Source organism: Nocardioides sp. Root682 (assembly GCF_001427795.1).
In the GTDB taxonomy this organism is placed as follows: domain Bacteria; phylum Actinomycetota; class Actinomycetes; order Propionibacteriales; family Nocardioidaceae; genus Nocardioides.
The window spans coordinates 487,729-508,053 of the sequence record NZ_LMHJ01000002.1; the positions used below are offsets into that span (position 1 = coordinate 487,729).

The window sequence follows — 20,325 nt, forward strand, 5'->3', positions numbered from 1 at the left end:
CGAGCGGAGCGAGCCTCGAAATCCGTGTACGACCGCGTCTTCGAGAAGTGCCTGGTCAGGATGGACGCCGAGAAGGCGCACCACCGGACCTACGACGCGCTGAAGGCCGGGGGAGTCGTCCTGGGCAGGGCGCCGATCCCGGGCCGCGCGCCGGTCGAGGCCATGGGCCTGACCTTCCCCAACCGGCTCGGGCTCGCCGCCGGCTTCGACAAGACCGGTGAGGTCTTCGACCAGGTGGCGGCCTTCGGCTTCGGGCACGTGGAGATCGGCACCGTCACCGCGATCGCACAACCGGGGAACCCGCAGCCGCGGCTGTTCCGGTTGCCGGAGGACCGCGCGATCGTCAACCGGATGGGCTTCAACAACGACGGAGCCGGCACCGTCGCCGCCCGGCTCGCCAAGCGCGGCCTGGGCAAGCCCAGCCGCGGCCGCACCAAGCGGGGACTCGTCCTCGGCGTCAACATCGGCAAGTCGAAGGTCGTCCCTGACGACGACCAGGCCGCGGTCGAGGCCGACTACGAGACGTCGACGCGCTTGCTGTCGCCGTACGCCGACTACCTCGTGGTGAACGTCAGCTCACCCAACACGCCCGGCCTGCGCAACCTGCAGGCCGTCGAGAAGCTCGCTCCGCTGCTCGCGCACGTGCGTCGTACGGCGGACGAGGCGACCGACGCGGTCAGTCGTGACCGGGTGCCGCTGCTCGTGAAGATCGCTCCCGACCTCGATGACGACGACGTCCTCGCCGTCGCGGACATGGCGCTGGACCTCGGCCTGTCCGGGATCATCGCCACCAACACCACCATCAGTCGCGCCGGCCTGGCCACCCCGGTGGAGACCGTGGAGGCCGCCGGTGCCGGTGGACTCTCCGGAGCGCCGCTGCGCGAGCGCTCGACCGAGGTCGTGCGCCTGCTGCGCGGCCGCGTCGGGCCCGACCTCACCCTCATCGGCGTCGGTGGGATCAGCACGCCCGCAGATGCCCGCGAGCGGATTGCTGCCGGTGCCGACCTGGTCCAGGTCTACAGCGGCCTGATCTACGGTGGCCCGATGTGGCCGCGCCGGGTCCTGAAGGGCCTGTCGGACTGAGCCTCCGTCATTGGACGTGACGGTAGGAGTCCCCGAGCCGTTTGAAGGCCCGGTCCAGTGCCGGCGCCAATTCCCGGTCGATGCGTCGGCTCTGGGCAGCCTCGAGGACGATGCTTGCCGTGAACGGGTCGACCGATTCGACCAGACGCAGCCGATCGACAGTCGGTGGGTGTGAGTTGTCGACGCTGCGTCGGTCGTCGGCTGCCGCACGACGGGCGGCAGCACGTTGGCTCGCGTCGTACGCGGCGACCCGGGCGATGATCGCGTCGCCCAGATGTGGTCGGGTCGAATCGACCGCGGCGCGGTTCGCAATGACGTCGATGCCCTCGGCCAGAAGACTGATCTCGTGGTCTGCGATCGCGGCGGTGGTGCCTGCAGCCATCGCCGCGGCGAGGTCCGCGTAGAGCTCTTGACGGCGGGACGCGGTGGAATTGACGGAGCCGAGGAGCCGCAGGTAGCCGAGGACGGCCCAGCGTGGAGGAGCCATGAGGGCACGCACGAGGACCGGGGTGTCGTTCTCGAAGACCTCGGTGCCGTCGGGGTCCAGCAGGTCGACCCATCGGAGAAGGGTCTGGCGAGCACTGGCGACGTACCGCGAGCTCATCAGGTCACCGTGCGCCAGGTGCCCGATCTCGTGGCCGAGGAGTGCCACTCGTTCCTGGGGGCCGAGGGCCACCCACAGAGGAGCGCCGAGAACGAGCTGCCGTCCCCGGAGCCCGCGGGGGGCCACATAGGCGTTGAACTCGCTGTCGATCCGGATCTCGGTGGGTGGCCGCGTCCCCAGGAGCTGTGCCACCTGGGCGACCAGGGTCGTGATCCCGGGAGCACGCTCCGGGTCGACGAGGACGCTGTCCGGGTCCGCCGCAAAGAGGATGTGCGGTCGGGTCAGCCACGCGACCCCCAGGATGACGGCAGCCATCAGCCACTGCCACCATCCGTCACCGCGAACCAGGAGAACGGTGCCGCCGACGGCCAGCGCGAGACTGACGAGGTGAACCGGGGTGACCAGGGCAAAGGCCAGTGCGCGGGCGAAACCGGTGCTCTTGCCCGTGCTCACGCGATCGACCAGACGCATGTCGAGAGCCTCGGCCACTCGGGCGTCGAGCCGCTGGGGGAATGTCGATGCCGTCTGCACCACCGGATGATAGGCGTGCGAGCAGCGACCTGCTCCCGAAACGGACGCCTGCCTCATCTACGGTTGTCTCCATGACCTTCGGTGCCCGCCTGACCGCTGCCATGGCCGAGCGTGGCCAGTTCTGTGTCGGTATCGACCCCCACAGTGCGCTCCTGCACGACTGGGGGTACGACGACGACGTCTCCGGGCTCGAGCGGTTCGCCCTCGGTGCGGTGGAGGCCGTGGCGCCGTACTGCAGCGTGGTGAAGCCGCAGTCGGCCTTCTACGAGCGCTTCGGCAGCAAGGGCATCGCGGTGCTCGAACGTGTCATCGCAGAGTCCCGTGCCGCTGGAGCGCTGGTACTGCTCGACGTGAAGCGGGGCGACATCGGTTCGACCTCCCAGGCCTACGCCGACGCGTACCTCGACCCGTCCTCCCCGCTCGCGAGCGACGCGATCACGATCAGCCCGTACCTCGGCTTCGGGTCGCTGCTGCCGTTCGTCGACACCGCGCGCCGGTTCGACGCCGGACTGTTCGTCCTCGCGGCGACCTCCAACAAGGAGGGCCCCGAGATCCAGGAGGCCGTCACGAGCGAGGAGTTCGGTGGCCGCACGGTCGCGGCGGCCATGCTCGACCACCTGCGTGAGCTGAACGCCCATGCCGCTCCGCTCGGCTCCTTCGGCGCAGTGGTCGGTGCCACCATCGACGGCTCGGGGCTCGACTTCGCGCTGAACGGCCCGATCCTCGCTCCCGGGTACGGCGAGCAGGGGGGCACCAGCGCCGACATCCTGCGGATCTTCGGGGCCAGTGCCGCCCACGTCCTGGCCTCGTCGTCACGGGGCGTGCTGCGTCTGGGCCCGGACCCGATCGCCATGCGTGACGCCGTACAGCGTGGCAACGACGAGCTGCGGAGCCTGCTCGGGTGAGCACGCGACGCCTCGTGGCGCTCGTGATCGTCGTGGTCCTCGTGCTGGGCGCCGGAGCCTGGCTGCTGCAGTCCTCGGACGACGACGACCCGTTCGCGGCGTACTGCTCCGAGGTCGAGGACCGACGCGGCGAGCTCGGGGCCGCGCTGGCGGCGGGGGAGCGACTCGGGCTGATCCGGGCGCTGCCGACGTTCGAGCTGCTGGCCGAGAAGGCACCGGAGGACCTCCGCGACGAGTGGACGATCGTGATCGATCGGGTCACCGAGGTGCGTGACGCCTTCGCGGACGCGAAGGTGGACCCCGCGACCTACGATCCCGAGAAGCCGCCGAGGGACCTGCCGAAGGCTGATCGCGACGCGATCGAGGCGGCGGCGGTCCGCCTCGGGTCGCAGGAGACGAAGCTGGCGTTCGCGGGTGTCAGCCAGCAGGCACGTGATGTCTGCAAGACGCCGTTGAGCCTGTGAGCAGCCGTACCGCGGCGCCGCATTGCCCCGGCCGAACGTGAATGGCTAGATTGACCGCGGCGGCCCGATCCGCCCGATGACCGCTCTGTTGAAGACCGAAGGATCCCTTTCGTGGCCTTGCCTCCCCTGACACCCGAACAGCGCCAGGCTGCCCTCGCGAAGGCGGCGGCCGCGAGGCGCGAACGGGCCGAGGTGAAGAACCGCTTGAAGAACTCCGGTGGTTCGATCAGCGAGGTGCTGGCCCAGGGTCAGGTCAACGACGTCGTCGGCAAGATGAAGGTCATCGACCTGCTCCAGGCGGTTCCCGGCCTCGGCAAGGTGCGCGCCCGGCAGGTCATGGAGCGCCTCGGCATCGCCGAGTCGCGGCGGGTCCGCGGTCTCGGTACGAAGCAGATCGCCGCACTGGAGCGCGAGTTCGCCCCCGGTGAGTAGTCGACTCTTCGTCCTTGCCGGACCCACCGCGGTCGGCAAGGGCACGGTCGCCGCTGCCATGCGCGACCAGCACCCCGAGGTCTTCCTGTCGGTGTCCGCGACGACGCGCACTCCCCGTCCCGGTGAGATCGACGGCGTCCACTACCACTTCGTCGACGACGCGACCTTCGACGCGATGGTCGCCGACGGCCAGCTGCTCGAGTGGGCGGTGGTCCATGGCGTGAACCGCTACGGCACCCCCCGCGGCCCCGTCGAAGAGGCTCTGGCGGCGAATCGCCCGGCGATGCTGGAGATCGATCTCCAGGGCGCACGCCAGGTCCGTCAGACGATGCCCGAGGCCGTTTTCGTGTTCCTGAAGCCGCCGTCGTGGGACGAGCTGGTCCGCCGTCTGGTGGGTCGCGGGACCGAGGGCGAGGAGGAGCGCGAGCGCCGGCTGGCCACTGCACGGCTCGAGCTGGCCGCCGAAGCGGAGTTCGACGTCACCATCGTGAACGTGGAAGTTAACGCTGCGGTCCAGGACTTGGTAGCCTTAATGGTTGATTCCACCCACGAACTGTGAGGCTCTAACACGTGTCTGCCCCGAACATCGCCGCCGAGGGTGTCACCAACCCCCCGATCGACGACCTGCTGTCCAAGACCGACAGCAAGTACAAGCTGGTTCTCTACAGTGCCAAGCGCGCCCGGCAGATCAACGCCTACTACTCGCAGCTCGGCGAAGGCCTGCTGGAGTACGTCGGCCCGCTCGTGGAGACCCACGTCCAGGAGAAGCCGCTCTCGATCGCGCTGCGCGAGATCAGCCAGGACCTGCTGACCTGCGAGGACATCGACCCGGCCGAGATCGCTGCCGCCGAGGCCGCTGCGGCCGCGCCGGCTGCTGCTGAGTGAACTGACTCCAGCCATGCCCCGCGTCGTGCTCGGTGTGTCCGGCGGCATCGCGGCCTACAAGGCCTGCGAGCTGCTTCGCCGGTTCACCGAGTCCGGACATGACGTGACGGTGGTTCCGACCGCTGCGGCGCTGGAGTTCGTCGGCGCGCCCACGTGGGCTGCGCTGTCGGGCAAGCCGGTGTCCGCCGACGTGTGGTCAGCGGTCCACGAGGTGCCTCATGTGCGCCTCGGGCAGACCGCTGACCTCGTCGTGGTTGCTCCGGCAACCGCAGACCTGCTCGCCAAGGCGGCGCACGGCCTCGCCGACGACCTGCTCACGAACACCCTGCTCACTGCACGGTGCCCGGTCGTGCTGGCCCCGGCCATGCACACCGAGATGTGGGAGCACCCGGCCACCGCCGCGAATGTCGCCACTCTGCGCGCACGCGGCGTGATCGTGATCGAACCCGCCGAGGGCCGCCTGACCGGTGCCGACACCGGCAAGGGCCGGCTTCCCGAGCCCTCCGAGATCTTCGAGATCGCCCGCGACGTCCTCGCGCGCGTCGCGACGGGTGCCTCGGCCGGCGGCCAGTCGCTGAGCGACCTCTCCGGGTGCAATGTCGTCGTCTCCGCCGGTGGCACCCGCGAACGCCTGGACCCGGTGCGCTTCCTCGGCAACCGCTCCTCGGGTCTCCAGGGCTACGCCCTGGCTCGCGCGGCGGCAGCCCGGGGCGCGGAGGTCACTCTGATCGCCGCGAACGTGACCCTGCCCGACCCGGCCGGCGTGAAGGTCGTCCGGGTCGAGTCGACCGCTGAGCTGCGCGACGCCGTACTCACGGCCAGCGCCAGCGCTGACGCCGTGGTGATGGCGGCCGCGCCCGCCGACTTCCGTCCGCTGAGCCAGTCGGACGTGAAGATCAAGAAGGCCGACGACGGATCGGCGCCGTCGATCACGCTGCAACAGAATCCCGACATCCTCAAGGAGATCTCGACGCACCGGGTCCGCCCGGAGTCCGTGATCGTCGGATTCGCCGCAGAGACGGGCGATGCCACCGGCAGCGTGCTGGACCTGGCGCGCGCCAAGCTGGTGCGCAAGGGCTGTGACCTGCTCGTCGTCAACGACGTGAGCGGTGGCGCAGTTTTCGGGAGCGCCGACAACGAAGCGGTGATCCTGGGCTCGGACGGCACGGCCGTCGAGGTTCCGCGCGGATCGAAGTCAGCCCTCGCACACCTGATCTGGGACAACGTCGTCTCCCGTCTTCCCCAGCGATAGTGAGACGACCGGCCATGACCCCGGCCGGTCCGTATCGTTGGATCGACGACAACTTCTGTCACAACGTCATAGCCGAGCGGGTTCGGGGGATCCCGTACTCGGTCTGAGAACCAGGAGCTTCCACCAACATGACCGGACGTCTGTTTACGTCGGAGTCGGTGACCGAGGGTCACCCGGACAAGATCGCCGACCAGATCAGCGACACGATCCTCGACTACCTCCTCGAGCACGACCCGTCGAGCCGGGTCGCCGTGGAGACCCTGCTGACGACCGGACTGGTCGTCGTCGCGGGTGAGGTGACCACGTCGGCGTACGCCCCCGTTGCCCAGCTCGTTCGGGCCAAGATCCTCGAGATCGGCTACGACTCGTCGGAGAAGGGCTTCGATGGCAACTCCTGTGGCGTCCAGGTCGCCATCGGTGCTCAGTCGGCTGACATCGCGCAGGGCGTCGACGACGCCTTCGAAGAGCGCGTGGACGGCTCGGGCGACGAGCTCGACCGCCAGGGCGCCGGCGACCAGGGCCTGATGTTCGGCTACGCCTGCGACGACACCCCCGAGCTGTTCCCCCTGCCGATCAAGATCGCGCAGACGCTTGCTGAGAAGCTCACCGCGGTGCGCAAGGACGGCACGCTGCCCTACCTGCGTCCCGACGGCAAGACCCAGGTCACCATCGAGTACGACGAGGACGACCGTCCCGTTCGCATCGACACCGTGGTCCTCTCGACGCAGCACGCCGAGGACATCGACCAGGAGCAGCTCGGCAAGGACATCCTGGTCAACGTCATCGAGCCGGTGCTCGAGGCGTTCCAGGCCATCGTCCCGTCCGAGGGGTACCAGCTCTTCATCAACCCGACCGGTCGCTTCGTCGTCGGCGGCCCGATGGGTGACGCCGGCCTGACCGGCCGCAAGATCATCGTCGACACCTACGGCGGCATGGCCCGTCACGGTGGCGGCGCGTTCTCCGGCAAGGACCCGTCGAAGGTCGACCGCTCGGCCGCCTACGCCATGCGCTGGGTTGCCAAGAACATCGTTGCCGCGGGCCTGGCCCGTCGCGCCGAGGTCCAGGTCGCCTACGCCATCGGCGTTGCCAAGCCCGTCGGTGTCTTCGTGGAGACCTTCGGCACCGGCGTCGTCCCGGACGAGAAGATCCAGGAGGCCGTCCTCACGGTCTTCGACCTGCGTCCGGGCGCGATCGTTCGCGACCTCGACCTGTTGCGTCCGATCTACGCCAAGACCGCGGCGTACGGCCACTTCGGTCGCGAGCTGCCCGAGTTCACCTGGGAGCGCACCGACCGCGCCGAGGCGCTCAAGGCTGCTGCCGGGATCTGATCCCACCTGCTTCATCCGACGCCCGTCCGTCCCTCCGGGGACGGGCGGGCGTCGTGCCTTTGTCCCGAGCTCCTGCCCTGCTTCGCGGTTTCGCGGCGGTGGGTGCGCTCGGCGTGGAACGATGCGCTGTTTGCCCTCGTCTCGAAGGATCCTGAATGCGTCGCGCCCTGTCGTCCCTGTGTGCTGCCACTGTCGTCGCCGGGTTGCTCGCTCTGGCGCCGACGCAGTCGGCACAGTCGGCTCCGGATCCGGATGATGCGGAGGCCACCCTGCGCTCGGACGCGGACGGGTCCGTCGTGGTGCGCAAGGAGGGCGGGGTCGTGACCTTCGCCGGCGCCTCCGCCGGCACCGAGGTCGACAACCCGTCGGTCGACCGCGGGGACTCGGTGTCAGCGGCGGCCCGTGCGCACCTGCAGCGCTACGGCCCGGCCTTCGGCACAGATCGTCCGGGAACGACCCTCGTGCAGGAACGCCGCAGCCGCGCCGCCGCGGGCGCCGGAGTCGTGCGCTACCAGCAGCACGTCGGCGGAGTCCCCGTGGTCGGAGGTGATGTGGTGGTCGTCCTGGCTGACGACAAGGACCTCAGCTCGGTCAACGCGAACCTCTCCGACGTCCGGAGCGTGCCTGCCGCAACAGTTTCGGAACCGGACGCGCGCCGGACCGCGATCGCCAAGGTCCGGCGAGCAACGGGTGGCAGTCCGACTGCCGCGACCGGTGAGCGCTGGTTGTGGGATCCCGCGACGACCGGACGTACCAACTCGACAGGGCCGCGCGGCGCGTGGCGTTTCGAGGTCCGCGCGGACGGCGCTGTGCGGCACGAGCTGCTGGTCGATGACCGGACCGGTGACGTCCTGCTCGACCTCGACCTGATCCAGGAGATCGACCGGGTCGTCTGCGACCAGGCCGGTGTGTCCGTCCCCGATCCCGCGGCCTGCACTTCGGGGGCGGTCCGCACGGAGCAGTCCCCGGCATCGGCGGTGCCCGACGTGGAGCAGGCGTTCCAGAATGCCGGCGCGACGGCGCAGTTCTACGACGAAGTCGGCGACCGCGACCTCACCGACTTCATCGGCCTCGACACGGCGAGTGGTCCCAAGCTCGCGTCGACCGTCCGGGTCTGCATCAACGGCGACCCCTGCCCGTACCCCAACGCCTACTGGGACGGCCGGCAGATGTTCTACGGGGCGGGATACGCCGTGGCGGACGACGTGGTCGGGCACGAGATGACCCACGGCGTCATCGAGCGCACCTCGGACCTGCTCTACCTCGACCAGTCCGGGGCGATCAACGAGTCCCTGGCCGACATCATCGGTGAGATCGTCGACCACCGGAACGTCGCCGACGGCGAGAGTGTGACCTGGACGACGGGTGAGGACCTGCCCGGCGGCGCCATTCGCGACATGGCGCACCCCGAGGCCCACGGCCAGCCGGACCGGATGACCAGCCCGGACTGGGACGTCGACCCGACGTACGACGACAACGGGGGAGTCCACACGAACTCCGGGGTCGGCAACAAGGCCTTCCACCTGATCTCCCAGGGCGGAACCTTCAACGGACAGACCATCGCGGGCATCGACGCCGGCGATCCGACCCTGGCCAGGTCGTCCGCACTGTGGCTCCAGGTGATCGAGACCATCACGTCCTTCACCGAGTACGCCGACCTGGCCGCGGTGCTGGAGCAGTCCTGTGCGGCGCTGGTCACCGTCGGCGACCTGTCGGCCGCCGACTGCACTGCTGTGCACCAGGCAACCCTTGCGACGGAGATGACGCAGCGCCCCACGGCCGAGCCTGCCCGCGACGCGGACCGCTCCTGCCCCGACGGCACGCACAAGCGCGTGCTGCTGGACACCGAAGCGGCGACCGCACCAGGCGCGACGTTCACGACCTCTCCGGGCTGGCAACGACTGCCCGTTGCCAGTGACCCGTCCCCGGCGTTGAACGGATACTCCGGTGACTCGTCCTGGCATGCTGACGACCCGGCAACGGTTGCCACGCGCCCGATGACGGCGACAACCGGGATCGCACTGCCGCCCGACCAGCCGACGTACCTCGCCTTCCGGCACTGGCACGTCACGGACTTCGACGTGACGTCAGCCGGGACGGTGCGGTACTGGGACGGCGGCACCGTGGACGTCGTCGACGCCAACGACAACGCCTACCTGCTGCCTGCCGGCGCATGGCTCAACGGGCCGGTTCGCAGCCTGCAGGCGCCGTACTCCGGGGTGAAGGCGTTCGCCGGGAGCAGCCGGGGGTGGGTCGGCAGCCGAGTGGACCTCAGCTCGATGGCCGGCCAGGTCATCCGCCCGCGCTTCACGATGCGCAGCGACAGCTCGGTCGGTGCGCCCGGTTGGTACGTCGACGACGTGGTCGTCTACACCTGCGACACGTCACTGTTCTGGTACATGCCGCCGGAGATGACGGCGACTGCTCCGCGGGTGGGACAGACCCTCACCGCGACGGTCGGACACTGGAACATTCCGGATGCGGTCCCCAGCTATCAATGGCTCCGCGATGGGACGGCGATCACCGGGGCGCGCTCGCGCACCTACGCGGTCGTGGCCGCCGACCTGGGGCGCCGCGTGAGCGTCCGGGTGACCATGACCGCACTTCCGTTCATCCAGTCCGAGATCGCCTCCACGCCGTACACGGTGGACTACGGCCAGGTCAGACCGCCGAGCTCCGTCAGCATCGCAGGAAGGGCGCGGGTCGGGCGGGTGCTCTACGCCCGGCCGGGGACCTGGACCCCGAGCGGCGTGACCTTCCACTACAGGTGGCTGCGCGACGGCCGGCCCATTCCGCGCGCCACGAAGTACCGCTACCTCCTGCGCAGCATCGACCGGGGGCACCGGATCAGCGTGGTCATCACGGGCACACGTGCGGGCTACTACTCAGCATCGAGGCGTTCGCCGAGCACCGTCCGGGTACGACGCTAGGCCGCGCTGCCAGCGTCGGGGGCCGCTGGTAGAACTGCGCCCATGACCCCCACCCCCGACGAGCCGGCGCTGGAGCTGCCCGGCCTCGTCCGGGACCGGGCAGCGGAAGGGCGCGCCAAGGCTGCTGCCACCCGCGCCCGGAAGGTCGACGAGGCCGAGCTGGCGACGGTGGATCCGGTTGCCCGGGTGGTCCTGGAAGTGCCGCTGGCGCACCTGGACCGGGTGTTCGACTACCTCGTGCCCGCAGCAATGGCCGAGGGCGCCGTGCCTGGGGCGCGGGTCAAGGTGCGGTTCGCCGGCCAGGCCGTCGACGGCTTCGTGGTCGAGCGGACCGCGGCGTCCGGGCACGACGGCGTGCTGTCGCCGCTGCGGCGTCTGGTGAGCCCCGAGCCCGTGCTGAGTCCGGCTGTCGAGGCGCTGTGCCGCCGGGTGGCCGAGCGCTACGCCGGTGTCTCTGCGGACGTACGACGCCTCGCGGTCCCGCCACGTCATGCGACCACCGAGCGGGAAGCCTCGCCGGCATCCCCGCCGTTGCCGGTGCTGACGGGCTGTGACGAGGCGTGGTCGCCGTACCCGGCTGCGCGGGCGTTCCTGGAGCACCTGCGCAGCGGACATGCGCCGCGCGCGGTCTGGGGTGCGGGCCCGGGGGAGGACTGGCCGGCGCTGCTCGCCCATCTCGCCGGCGCGGCGCTCGCTGCTGGCCGCGGGACCATCATCTGCCTGCCCGACCATCGCGACATCACGCGCGTCGACGCTGCGATGACGGCGCTGCTGGGGGAGGGTCACCACGTCACCTTGCAGGCGGAGCCCGGTCCCGCAGCGCGCTACCGCGACTTCCTGGCTGTGAGCCGAGGGGCCCGCAGGATCGTGATCGGGCCGCGCTCTGCGGCCTTCGCGCCGGTGCGGGACCTCGGACTCGTGGTGATCTGGGACGACGGCGACGACCTGCACGCCGAGCCGCGGGCGCCGTACCCGCACACCCGGGAAGTCCTGCTCCTGCGGGCCGAGGAGGAAGAGGCGGCTGCGCTGGTGGGCGGGTTCGCGCGCACCGTCGAGGCCGACCAGCTGCTGCGCTCGGGGTGGGCGCGCGAGATCGGGCTGCCGCGGACCGAGGTCCGGGCCCGGGCCCTGGTAGCGGTTTCGGGGGCGACCGAGCAGGCGCTCGAACGCGACCCCCACAGCGGAGGCGCCCGGATCCCGCGGGAGGCGCACCAGGCGATGAAGTGGGGCCTGGAGCGTGGGCCGGTGCTGGTCCAGACTCCCCGCGCTGGCTATGCCCTTCGCCTGGCTTGCGAACGCTGTCGCACGCCCGCGCGATGCGCCGCCTGCGCGGGGCCGCTGGGCCTGACCGGTCCCACGACACCGCCGCGTTGCCGCCTGTGCGCCACCGAGGCCGTCGGATGGGCGTGTCCCGAGTGCGGAGCGTCCGGTCTCCGCTCGCCGATGCTCGGGGATGCGCGCACCGCCGACGAGCTGGGTCGGTCGTTCCCCAAGATCCCGGTGCTGGCGTCATCGGGCGACCGGATCCGGGCGACCGTCGACGCGGCACCCCGACTCGTGGTGGCCACACCGGGTGCCGAGCCGGTCGCGGACGGTGGCTACGCGGTCGTCGTACTCCTGGACACGTGGTGGGTGCTCGGCCGCGACAGCATGCGCGCGGCGGAGGAGGCGTTGCGTCGTTGGTGCAACGCCGTGGGACTGCTGCGCCCCGGCGGGCGCGCATTGGCGGTCGGTGATGCGGCGCAGCCTGCGCTCCAGGCGCTGGTGCGCTGGGACCCCGCTGGCTTCGCCGCTCGGGAGGCGGAGGAGCGGCGTGAGGCCCGGCTTCCCCCGGCTGCGCGCGTCGCCTCCCTCACCGGCGCGCCGGGAGCCCTGGACGACATGCGCGCCCTGCTGCACCTTCCGGACGTCGCCGACGTTCTCGGTCCGGTGCCCGTCGAGGGCAACCCCGACGAGGAACGCCTGATCGTGCGGGTGCCCCGCACCCACGGGCCCGCCCTGTCGCGCGCGCTGGTCGAGGCACAGCGGCTGCGGTCGGCCCGCAAGCTCGAACCCGTGAGGATTCAGGTCGATCCTCCCGAACTCCTAGGATGACCCAGTGGCCATTCGACCCATCCGCCTGTTCGGCGACCCGATCCTGCGCAAGCCCGCGATCGAGGTCGTCGACTTCGACACCGACTTGCGGCAACTGGTCACCGACCTGACCGACACGATGCTGGAGGCCCCGGGCGCCGGCCTGGCTGCGCCGCAGATCGGGGTCGGGCTCCGCGTCTTCACCTGGTACGTCGACGGGGAGGTCGGCCACCTGGTCAACCCGTCGCTGCAGCTGTCCGACGAGACCCAGGACGGCGCCGAAGGCTGCCTGTCCCTGCCCGAGCTCACCTACGACTGCCTGCGGGCGATGTCGGTGGTCGCCTCCGGCTTCAACATGTACGGCGACCCGATCCGCATCGAGGGGTCCGAGCTGCTGGCGCGGGCGATCCAGCACGAGACCGATCACCTCGACGGGATCCTGTTCATCGATCGTCTCGACGCCGCCGCCCGCAAGGCCGCGATGCGCGAGATCCGCGAGTCGGAGTGGTTCGGGCTCGAGAAGCCGACCGTCAGACTGTCGCCCCACGCGACGGGAGGCTTCGGCCGATGAGGGTCGTCTTCGCCGGGACCCCGGAGGTCGCCGTCCCCGCACTCGACGCGATCGCAGCGTCCCCGCACGAGCTCGTCGGCGTCATCACCCGACCGGACGCGCCCTCGGGCCGCGGTCGCAAGCTGACCCCGAGCCCGGTGGGCCTGCGTGCGGAGGAGCTCGGCGTGCCGGTCCTGAAGCCCACGCACCCGCGCGATCCGGAGTTCCAGGCTGCGCTGAAGGCTCTCGAACCCGACTGCTGCCCGGTCGTCGCCTACGGCGCGCTGATCCCGCGCAGCGCGCTCGACATCCCGAAGCACGGCTGGGTCAACCTGCACTTCTCGGTGCTGCCCGCCTGGCGCGGTGCCGCTCCGGTCCAGCACTCGATCTGGGCGGGTGACGAGTACACCGGCGCCACGACGTTCCAGATCGTCGAAGCGCTCGACGCCGGCCCGATGTTCGGCGTGATGACCGAGCGGATCAAGCCCACCGACACCGCGGGCGACCTGCTGGAGCGGCTGGCCGAGGGCGGATCGAGCCTGCTGGTCGCGACCCTCGACGGCATCGCTGACGGAGCCCTCGAAGCCCGCACCCAGCCGCTCGAGGGAGTCACTCTCGCGCCGAAGATCACGGTCGACGACGCCCGGATCAGCTGGACCGACCCGGCGGTCGGCATCGATCGCCTGATCCGTGCGTGCACCCCCGGCCCCGGTGCGTGGACCACCCTCGACGGTGAGCGGGTCAAGGTCGGCCCGGTCTCCCTCGAGGAGGACGCACCCGCCCTGGCTCCCGGCGCGATCAGCGTCGGCAAGAACCACGTCCTCGTCGGTACCGCCACGGGCGCGGTGCGCCTGGGCGAGGTCAAGGCGTTCGGCAAGAAGCAGATGGCTGCTGCCGACTGGGCGCGCGGCGTGCGCTTGCCCGAGACCGCGACGTTCGAGTGAGCGGGTCCCAGCGCTCCCGTAGTGGTGGCCGCCGCCGGCCCACCGGACCTCCGCGGCCGGCGAAGCCCAAGGGCGACCCGGTCCGCTTCGCGGCGCTCGACGTGCTCCGCGTGGTCCGGGTCGACGGCGGCTACACCAACCTCGTGCTGCCCTCGGTGATCGCGCACCACGGACTCGTCGGTCGTGACGCTGCGTTCGTCACCGAGCTCGCCGCCGGCACGATCCGCCGCCAGGGCACGTACGACGCCATCCTCGCCACCTGCATCGATCGCCCGCTGCGCAAGGTGGAGTCGGCCGTGCTCGACGCGCTGCGCCTCGGTGTCCACCAACTGCTCGCGATGCGGGTTCCGTCGCACGCCGCGATCAACACGACCGTCGACCTGGTCCGGGTGAAGGTCAGCGTGGGGGCATCCGGCTTCGCCAACGCCGTGCTGCGCAAGGTCAGCACCCGTGACCTCGAGGCCTGGATCGCCGAGGTCGCACCCGACGCCGCGACGAACCCGACCGGACATCTCGCCGTCGCGCACAGCCACCCCGCCTGGGTCGTCGAGGCGCTCGGTCAGGCCGTCGGCGCCGACGAGCTGCCGGCGCTGCTGGTGGCCGACAACGTCCCGCCGCGGGTGACCCTGGTCGCCCGCCCCGGGCGCGCGAGTCGTGAGGAGCTCCCGGGTACGCCGACGCCGTACTCGCCGTTCGGCACCGTGCTCTCCAGCGGCGGCGACCCGTCAGCGGTCGCCGCGGTGGTCGAGGGTCGCGCCGGCGTGCAGGACGAGGGCTCGCAGCTCGTCGCTCTCGCGCTGGCCGAAGCACCCGTCGAGGGCCGCGACCAGCGCTGGCTGGACCTCTGCGCCGGACCGGGCGGGAAGGCGGCGCTGCTCGCCGCGCTCGCGACCGAACGCAGCGCCCTGCTGATCGGCACCGAGCTGCACCATCACCGCGCGGGCCTCGTCGCCAAGGCGGCGGGGGCTGACCTGGCCGGTGTGCTCCAGGCCGATGGCACCCGGGCACCGTTCGCGGACGACAGCATCGACCGGATCCTCCTCGACGCCCCGTGCACCGGCCTGGGCGCGCTGCGTCGGAGGCCGGAAGCCCGCTGGCGTCGTACTCCTGGCGACCTGGTCGACCTGGTGGCGCTGCAGAAGGCGCTGTTGACCGAGGCCGTCCGCGTCCTGCGGCCCGGGGGAGCGTTGCTCTACGCCACCTGCTCGCCGTTGCTCGCCGAGACGTCCGAGGTCGTCACCGCGGTGACCACGGCTGCGCCGGGACTGCGGGTCGACGACGTACGGCCGCTGCTGCCGGGAGTCACCGACGCAGACGGTCCGCTGCCGGGGACCGCCCAGCTGTGGCCGCACCGGCACGGCACCGACGCGATGTTCCTGGCGCTGCTGCGCAAGGAATGATCGAGAGTGGTTGAAGGTTGAACCACTCGTGAAGAACATCGGATTCCTCTCCTTCGGCCACTGGGCGGACAGCCCCGGTTCCCTGACGCGTACGGCGTCCGACACGTTGCTCCAGTCGATCGACCTCGCGGTCGCGGCCGAGGAGCTGGGTGCCGACGGCGCGTACTTCCGGGTGCACCACTTCGCCCGCCAGCTCGGCAGCCCCTTCCCGCTGCTCGCGGCGATCGGTGCCCGGACCAGCCGGATCGAGATCGGCACCGGTGTCATTGACATGCGGTACGAGAACCCCCTCTATTTCGCGGAAGACGCTGGTGCGGCCGACCTGATCTCCGGCGGCCGGCTGCAGCTCGGCATCTCCCGCGGCTCACCGGAGCAGGTCATCGACGGGTGGCGTCTCTTCGGGTACGCCCCGGCCGAGGGCGAGACCGAGGCCGACATGGCCCGCCGCCACACCGAGGTGCTGCTGGAGGTGCTGCGGGGAGAGGGCTTCGCGCAGCCGAACCCGCGGCCGATGTTCGCCAACCCGCCGGGACTGCTCCGCCTCGAGCCGTTCTCGGAGGGCCTTCGTGACCGGATCTGGTGGGGTGCTGCGTCCAACGGTACGGCGCGCTGGGCCGCTGGCCTCGGCATGAACCTGATGAGCTCGACGCTGAAGGAGGACGAGGGAGGTCAGCCGTTCCACGTCCAGCAGGCCGAGCAGATCCGGATCTTCCGCGACGCGTGGAAGGAAGCCGGTCACGCCCACGAGCCGCGCGTGTCGGTCAGCCGGTCGATCTTCCCGCTCGTCAACGAGCAGGACCGGATGTACTTCGGCGGACGCCCGGACAGCGACCAGGTCGGCCAGATCGACAACATGCGCGCGATCTTCGGTCGCTCCTACGCGGCCGAGCCGGACGCCCTCATCGAGCAGTTGCGCGAGGACGAGGCCATCGCCGAGGCGGACACGCTGCTGCTCACGGTGCCGAACCAGCTGGGCGTCGACTACAACGCCCACGTGATCGAGTCGATCCTGACCGAGGTCGCACCGGCGCTGGGCTGGCGCTGACGGTTCAGGCCGTCCCGGACGCCTGTGAGCGGGTCTGTGCGAGGTAGCGACGGATCGTGTCCCGGCTGCGGGTCAGGCACGTGATCCGCTGGTCGAGGCCGTCGAGCTCGGTCGCGAGCAGGTGGGAGACCTCGTCCGGGCAGGTGGCCTCCTCGCGGGCGCAGGCGTCCTCGGCCTCGAGGAGCACCTTGACCAACCGGGTCGGGATGCCGGCCTGGATCAGACCGGCAGCCCGCTCGACGCGGTCGACGTGGGCCTCGGTGTAGCTGCGGTAGCCGTTGTCGGCGCGGTCCGCAGTGACCAGGCCCTGCTGTTCGTAGTACCGGATGAGCCGGGCCGCGACGCCGGTGCGTTCGGCGACTTCACCGATCTTCATGTCTGCTGCCTCACATTCCTGGTGCCACACCTTGACATTGACATCAGTGTAAACCTTTAGCGTCGAGACATGAGTACGACGACCCGTCCTGTTGTCCCTGACTCCACCCACGCCACCGCCGATCAGTTGCCCTGGCCCGCGTTGCTCGTCCTCGGCGCTGCCACCCTCGTCATGGTGACCGGCGAGATGTTGCCGACGGCCGTCCTGCCCCAGATGAGCGCTGGGCTGGGGGTGAGCGAATCCGCCGCCGGCCTGCTGGTCAGCATCTGGGCCGCGGTCGTCGTGATCGCGAGCTTCCCGCTCGTGCGGCTGACCCGCGGAGCGCGGCGGACCTCCGTGATCGCGGCCAGCCTGCTGGTCTTCTCGGTCGCGGCCGCTGCCACGGCGCTCGCACCGACCTACGCCGTGGTGCTGGTCGCGCGCACTGCCGGCGCGGCATCGGTCGGTCTGCTGTGGTCGACCGTCAACGCGCACGTCGCCGACCTGGTGCCGGATCGTCTCCTCGGCCGGGCAACAGCCGTCGTGCTGGGCGGCGCCACGCTCGGCATGGTCCTCGGTACGCCGGTCGGCCGGTTCGTCGCGGACCTCGCGGGCTGGCGTGCGTCCTTCTGGGCGCTCGCCGTGCTGAGCCTCGTCGGGGCGGGACTGGTCCGCGCGGTGGTGCCGGACGCCGACCCGTTGGCGCGGTCCGCCGCTGGAGCGGGGAGCGGCGGGCGTCGTACCGTGCGACCGATGGTGGTGGTCACCGTGCTGGTGGGCCTGGTGCTGGTCGGCCACTACGGCGCCTACACCTTCATCACGCGACTGGGCGAGCCGGCTGCGACGCTGGTGCCCGGCGGGATGGGCGGCCTGTTGCTGGTCTTCGGGTTGTCCTCGGCCGCCGGGGTCGCGCTCGCGGGCCGGGTGCTCGGACGGACCGCGCCGGCGTTGGTCGTCGCGACGGCAGCGACGGCAGTCGCGGTGCTCGGCTTCTCGGTGACAGGGCAGAGCGCACTGGCCGGAGCGGCCGTGGTCGTGCTCTGGGGTGTCGCGTCCGGTGCACTTCCGCCGCTGGCGCAGACCATGATCCTGCGCCTCGCCGGCCCGGAGCACCGCTCGCTGGCCGGGGCACTGATCCCCGTCGTGTTCAACGGCGGGATCGCGATCGGCGCCGCCTTCGCGTCCGGGGTGGTCGCGCGCGGGGGAGCCGAGGGACTGCCGATCCCGGCCGCGGCCCTGATCGGGCTGGCCGCAGCCGGGTTGGCGGTCGTCAGTCGACCCAGGTGAGGGACTCGCCGAGCTCCTGGATCTCGGCGTTCGTGGTGCCCTGGCCGCCCTGGACGGAGATGAAGATGCCGTCGTGCGCCTTGGTCGTGTAGACCGATGGGTCATCTCCCTTGTCGCTCGAGCCGAGCCAGGAGGCACGGTCGGCGGCATCCCGGATCACGAGGCTCGCAACCCCGCCGTCGGGTGACTCGCAGCTCGCCTTGTCATCGACCAGGAACCACTCGCAGGTCCAGCCGGCGCCGACCGTGACGGGCGCCTTGTCGACCTTGCCGAGCATCCCGAGTTCGTCGGCCTTGGCCATGGACACGGCCACCTTGATGCCGGGCCAGTCCTGGGTCAGCGTGCCGAAACTCTCCGACCACCAGTCCTCGATGTCGCCGGTGGGGCCGTCGACGACGAGGACGAAACCGGTACCTGTGCCAGGCAGGGTGCTCGCTCCGAGCTCGTACAGCCCTGCCTCGTCCGTGCGCACGGTGCCCTTGAGGCCGTACTCCAGATCGAGGACCTGGCCCACGTGCAAGGTGGGCGCGGCGGGGGCGCTCGCGGAGGGGGTGCCTGCGAAGTCGGGGTCGCTGGCCGTCGTACCGCCGCCCATCTGGGAGGTGGCCAGTGCGATGACGGCCACGCCGGCGACGGCGCCTGCGGTGACGCCGACGCGGCGGCGTCGCCGCAGCCGGGTGCCGGCCGCCAGTGACGCGGCGGCGAGGTGCTCGAGGTCGGGGCTCTCGCTCCGGACGCGGTCGCGGAGGGCGGGGCCCAGGTAGGGGTCGTGGTCGATGTCGTTCATGAGGACGTCCGATCGGGTCGTACGGCGGTCAGGGTGGGTGGTGGGTCGACCAGGGGGCGCAGGCGCTGCAACGCGCGCCTGGCCCGGGTCCTGATGACCGCTTCCGAAAGTCCGAGATCGGTCGCGGTCTCCGCGACGCTGCGGTCCTCCCAGTAGCGCAGGACGACGATCGCGCGATCCAGGGGTGGCAGGTCGGCGAGCGCTGCAAGGAGGTCCATCCGGGCGCCGGGGTCGACATCCACGACGGCTGTCCTTGCTGCGGTCAGCCCGTCGTCCGCGCCGGGGTCGAGGTCGGTCGGACGCTCGGAGTTGCGGCGCAGGCGGCGGTGGGACAGGAACGTGTTGAGCAGGGTGGTGCGGGTGTACGCGAGCGGGCTTTCGGAGGTGGACACCCGACGCCAGTGGACGAACACCTTGGCGTACGTCGCCTGGGTGAGGTCCTCTGCGAGGTGGTGGTCGCCGGTGAGCAGCATCGCTGCGCGGTGCAGCTGCGTGCCGGTCTCGCGGACGAAGGCGGTGAACTCCTCCGCCTGCTCGTTGGTCTTCACACCCACCTGACGCTCCGATGCACCGGGCGCGTGACACCCGATCGGCCACGCGTTGTCATCGAGTGTCCTCAGTCGATGACGTGGCGCAAGTAGCGACGCGGGTCGTCGAGGTAGCTGCGCCAGTGCTGCACGAGCTCGAGGTCCTCCCAGCGTGCGGGGCGCAGGCCCCAGTCGCCGACCTCGAGGATGGTGGCACCCGGCATGGCCGCGAGGACCGGGGAGTGCGTGGCGCACAACACCTGCCCGCCGTCCTGGACCAGGTCATGAAGGACTGCGATCAGGCTCAGTGTGGACGAGAACGACAGCGCGGCTTCGGGTTCGTCCAGGCAGTAGAAACCGGGGGAGTCGAAGCGGGTCCGGAGCACCTCGAGGAAGGACTCGCCGTGGCTGAGCTCGTGGAACCGGGAGTCCTGCTCCCTGGCGTTGGGGCTGCGTGGGTTGTCCTCCAGGTAGGTGTACCAGCCGTGCATGGTCTCGGCGCGGAGGAAGAATCCCCAGCGGCTGGTGCCAAGGCCGCGTTGCAGGCGCAGGGCGGAGTGCAGCGGGGACTCGGTGGGACGGGTCGAGTGGCGGCTCTGGCCGCTCCCGCCCTCGGGCGAGAGGCCGTACGCGACGGCGATGGCCTCGACCAGGGTCGACTTGCCCGAGCCGTTCTCGCCGACGAGGAAGGTGACGCCCTTGGGCAGCTCGAGGCCCTCGCGCACGACCTGGGCCACGGCCGGCACGGTCATTGGCCACTCGCGGGGATCGACGCCGCCGCGCTCTGCGGTGATCCGTACGACGGGCGGTTGGTCGAAGTCCACGACGTCACGCTATCCGCGGGTCCGGTGTCGCGTGGGTTCAGACCTTCCGTGCCGCGCACTTGGCGTTCCAGCCCGAATGGGCGGAAATGGCGTCTGAAGCGGCCTGGACCGCGCCATTT

20 protein-coding genes are annotated in these 20,325 nt (G+C 70.9%); 15 read left to right on the forward strand and 5 right to left on the reverse strand.

Annotated features, from left to right (window positions below; all coding sequences use genetic code 11):
• The first annotated feature begins 24 nt into the window (after positions 1–24).
• Entirely contained in the window at positions 25–1,083 is a 1,059-nt protein-coding gene (locus ASD84_RS14580; protein WP_235531122.1) for a quinone-dependent dihydroorotate dehydrogenase, read from the forward strand.
• A gap of 7 nt (positions 1,084–1,090) precedes the next feature.
• Here the strand turns inward: ASD84_RS14580 and ASD84_RS14585 are convergent, their stop codons facing one another.
• Complete coding sequence (locus tag ASD84_RS14585; protein WP_162251538.1) at positions 1,091–2,218, reverse strand: M48 family metallopeptidase; 1,128 nt, start codon at positions 2,216–2,218, stop codon at positions 1,091–1,093.
• Between the two features lie 71 nt (positions 2,219–2,289).
• Here ASD84_RS14585 and pyrF point away from each other — a divergent pair, with 71 nt between their 5' ends.
• From pyrF to ASD84_RS14650, 13 genes are all read left to right on the forward strand, one after another.
• Positions 2,290–3,123: an orotidine-5'-phosphate decarboxylase gene (gene pyrF / locus ASD84_RS14590; protein WP_056711733.1), complete on the forward strand. Its 834-nt coding sequence runs from the start codon at positions 2,290–2,292 to the stop codon at positions 3,121–3,123.
• Complete coding sequence (locus tag ASD84_RS14595; protein WP_056711735.1) at positions 3,120–3,587, forward strand: hypothetical protein; 468 nt, start codon at positions 3,120–3,122, stop codon at positions 3,585–3,587. The genes pyrF and ASD84_RS14595 overlap by 4 nt, the downstream gene beginning before the upstream one ends.
• A gap of 111 nt (positions 3,588–3,698) precedes the next feature.
• Entirely contained in the window at positions 3,699–4,019 is a 321-nt protein-coding gene (gene mihF, locus ASD84_RS14600) for an integration host factor, actinobacterial type (RefSeq protein ID WP_056711739.1), read from the forward strand.
• Complete coding sequence (gmk, locus tag ASD84_RS14605; RefSeq protein WP_056711742.1) at positions 4,012–4,578, forward strand: guanylate kinase; 567 nt, start codon at positions 4,012–4,014, stop codon at positions 4,576–4,578. The genes mihF and gmk overlap by 8 nt, the downstream gene beginning before the upstream one ends.
• 11 nt (positions 4,579–4,589) lie before the next feature.
• Positions 4,590–4,904 carry a DNA-directed RNA polymerase subunit omega gene (rpoZ, locus tag ASD84_RS14610; protein ID WP_056711745.1) on the forward strand — a complete coding sequence of 105 codons (315 nt, stop codon included), beginning with the start codon at positions 4,590–4,592 and terminating at the stop codon, positions 4,902–4,904.
• Positions 4,905–4,917: 13 nt separating this feature from the next.
• Positions 4,918–6,156 carry a bifunctional phosphopantothenoylcysteine decarboxylase/phosphopantothenate--cysteine ligase CoaBC gene (coaBC, locus tag ASD84_RS14615; RefSeq protein ID WP_056711748.1) on the forward strand — a complete coding sequence of 413 codons (1,239 nt, stop codon included), beginning with the start codon at positions 4,918–4,920 and terminating at the stop codon, positions 6,154–6,156.
• A 128-nt stretch (positions 6,157–6,284) separates the two neighbouring features.
• A complete protein-coding gene (gene metK, locus ASD84_RS14620; RefSeq protein ID WP_056711750.1) occupies positions 6,285–7,484 on the forward strand; it encodes a methionine adenosyltransferase in 1,200 nt (399 codons plus the stop codon).
• 155 nt (positions 7,485–7,639) lie between these two features.
• Positions 7,640–10,414, forward strand: coding sequence for a M4 family metallopeptidase (locus tag ASD84_RS14625; RefSeq protein WP_056711753.1), 2,775 nt, complete (start codon positions 7,640–7,642; stop codon positions 10,412–10,414).
• A 42-nt stretch (positions 10,415–10,456) separates the two neighbouring features.
• Positions 10,457–12,508 carry a primosomal protein N' gene (locus ASD84_RS14630; RefSeq protein ID WP_056711756.1) on the forward strand — a complete coding sequence of 684 codons (2,052 nt, stop codon included), beginning with the start codon at positions 10,457–10,459 and terminating at the stop codon, positions 12,506–12,508.
• A 4-nt stretch (positions 12,509–12,512) separates the two neighbouring features.
• On the forward strand, positions 12,513–13,058 hold the full coding sequence (def, locus tag ASD84_RS14635; protein ID WP_056711759.1) for a peptide deformylase: 546 nt from the start codon (positions 12,513–12,515) through the stop codon (positions 13,056–13,058).
• Entirely contained in the window at positions 13,055–13,981 is a 927-nt protein-coding gene (gene fmt, locus ASD84_RS14640; protein WP_056711764.1) for a methionyl-tRNA formyltransferase, read from the forward strand. Before def ends, fmt begins: the two co-directional genes overlap by 4 nt.
• Complete coding sequence (locus ASD84_RS14645; protein ID WP_056711766.1) at positions 13,978–15,381, forward strand: RsmB/NOP family class I SAM-dependent RNA methyltransferase; 1,404 nt, start codon at positions 13,978–13,980, stop codon at positions 15,379–15,381. The genes fmt and ASD84_RS14645 overlap by 4 nt, the downstream gene beginning before the upstream one ends.
• A 28-nt stretch (positions 15,382–15,409) precedes the next feature.
• Entirely contained in the window at positions 15,410–16,426 is a 1,017-nt protein-coding gene (locus tag ASD84_RS14650; protein WP_056711768.1) for an LLM class flavin-dependent oxidoreductase, read from the forward strand.
• A 4-nt stretch (positions 16,427–16,430) separates the two neighbouring features.
• On the opposite strand, the gene ASD84_RS14655 is transcribed toward ASD84_RS14650, so the two are convergent.
• Entirely contained in the window at positions 16,431–16,802 is a 372-nt protein-coding gene (locus ASD84_RS14655) for a MerR family transcriptional regulator (RefSeq protein WP_056711770.1), read from the reverse strand.
• Between the two features lie 69 nt (positions 16,803–16,871).
• On the opposite strand from ASD84_RS14655, the gene ASD84_RS14660 reads away from it, so the two are divergent.
• Positions 16,872–18,068 (forward strand): MFS transporter, encoded by a 1,197-nt coding sequence (locus ASD84_RS14660; RefSeq protein ID WP_056711772.1) that lies wholly within the window; start codon positions 16,872–16,874, stop codon positions 18,066–18,068.
• Here the strand turns inward: ASD84_RS14660 and ASD84_RS14665 are convergent.
• The 3 genes from ASD84_RS14665 to ASD84_RS14675 all read right to left on the reverse strand — a co-directional run bounded on the left by ASD84_RS14665 (position 18,052) and on the right by ASD84_RS14675 (position 20,206).
• The gene (locus tag ASD84_RS14665; protein ID WP_056711774.1) at positions 18,052–18,855 is read right to left on the reverse strand and encodes a hypothetical protein; all 804 of its coding nucleotides are present in this window, start codon (positions 18,853–18,855) and stop codon (positions 18,052–18,054) included. The genes ASD84_RS14660 and ASD84_RS14665 overlap by 17 nt on opposite strands.
• On the reverse strand, positions 18,852–19,409 hold the full coding sequence (locus ASD84_RS14670) for a SigE family RNA polymerase sigma factor (protein ID WP_235531123.1): 558 nt from the start codon (positions 19,407–19,409) through the stop codon (positions 18,852–18,854). Before ASD84_RS14670 ends, ASD84_RS14665 begins: the two co-directional genes overlap by 4 nt.
• A 62-nt stretch (positions 19,410–19,471) precedes the next feature.
• Positions 19,472–20,206: an AAA family ATPase gene (locus ASD84_RS14675; RefSeq protein WP_056711776.1), complete on the reverse strand. Its 735-nt coding sequence runs from the start codon at positions 20,204–20,206 to the stop codon at positions 19,472–19,474.
• Positions 20,207–20,325 lie beyond the last annotated feature (119 nt).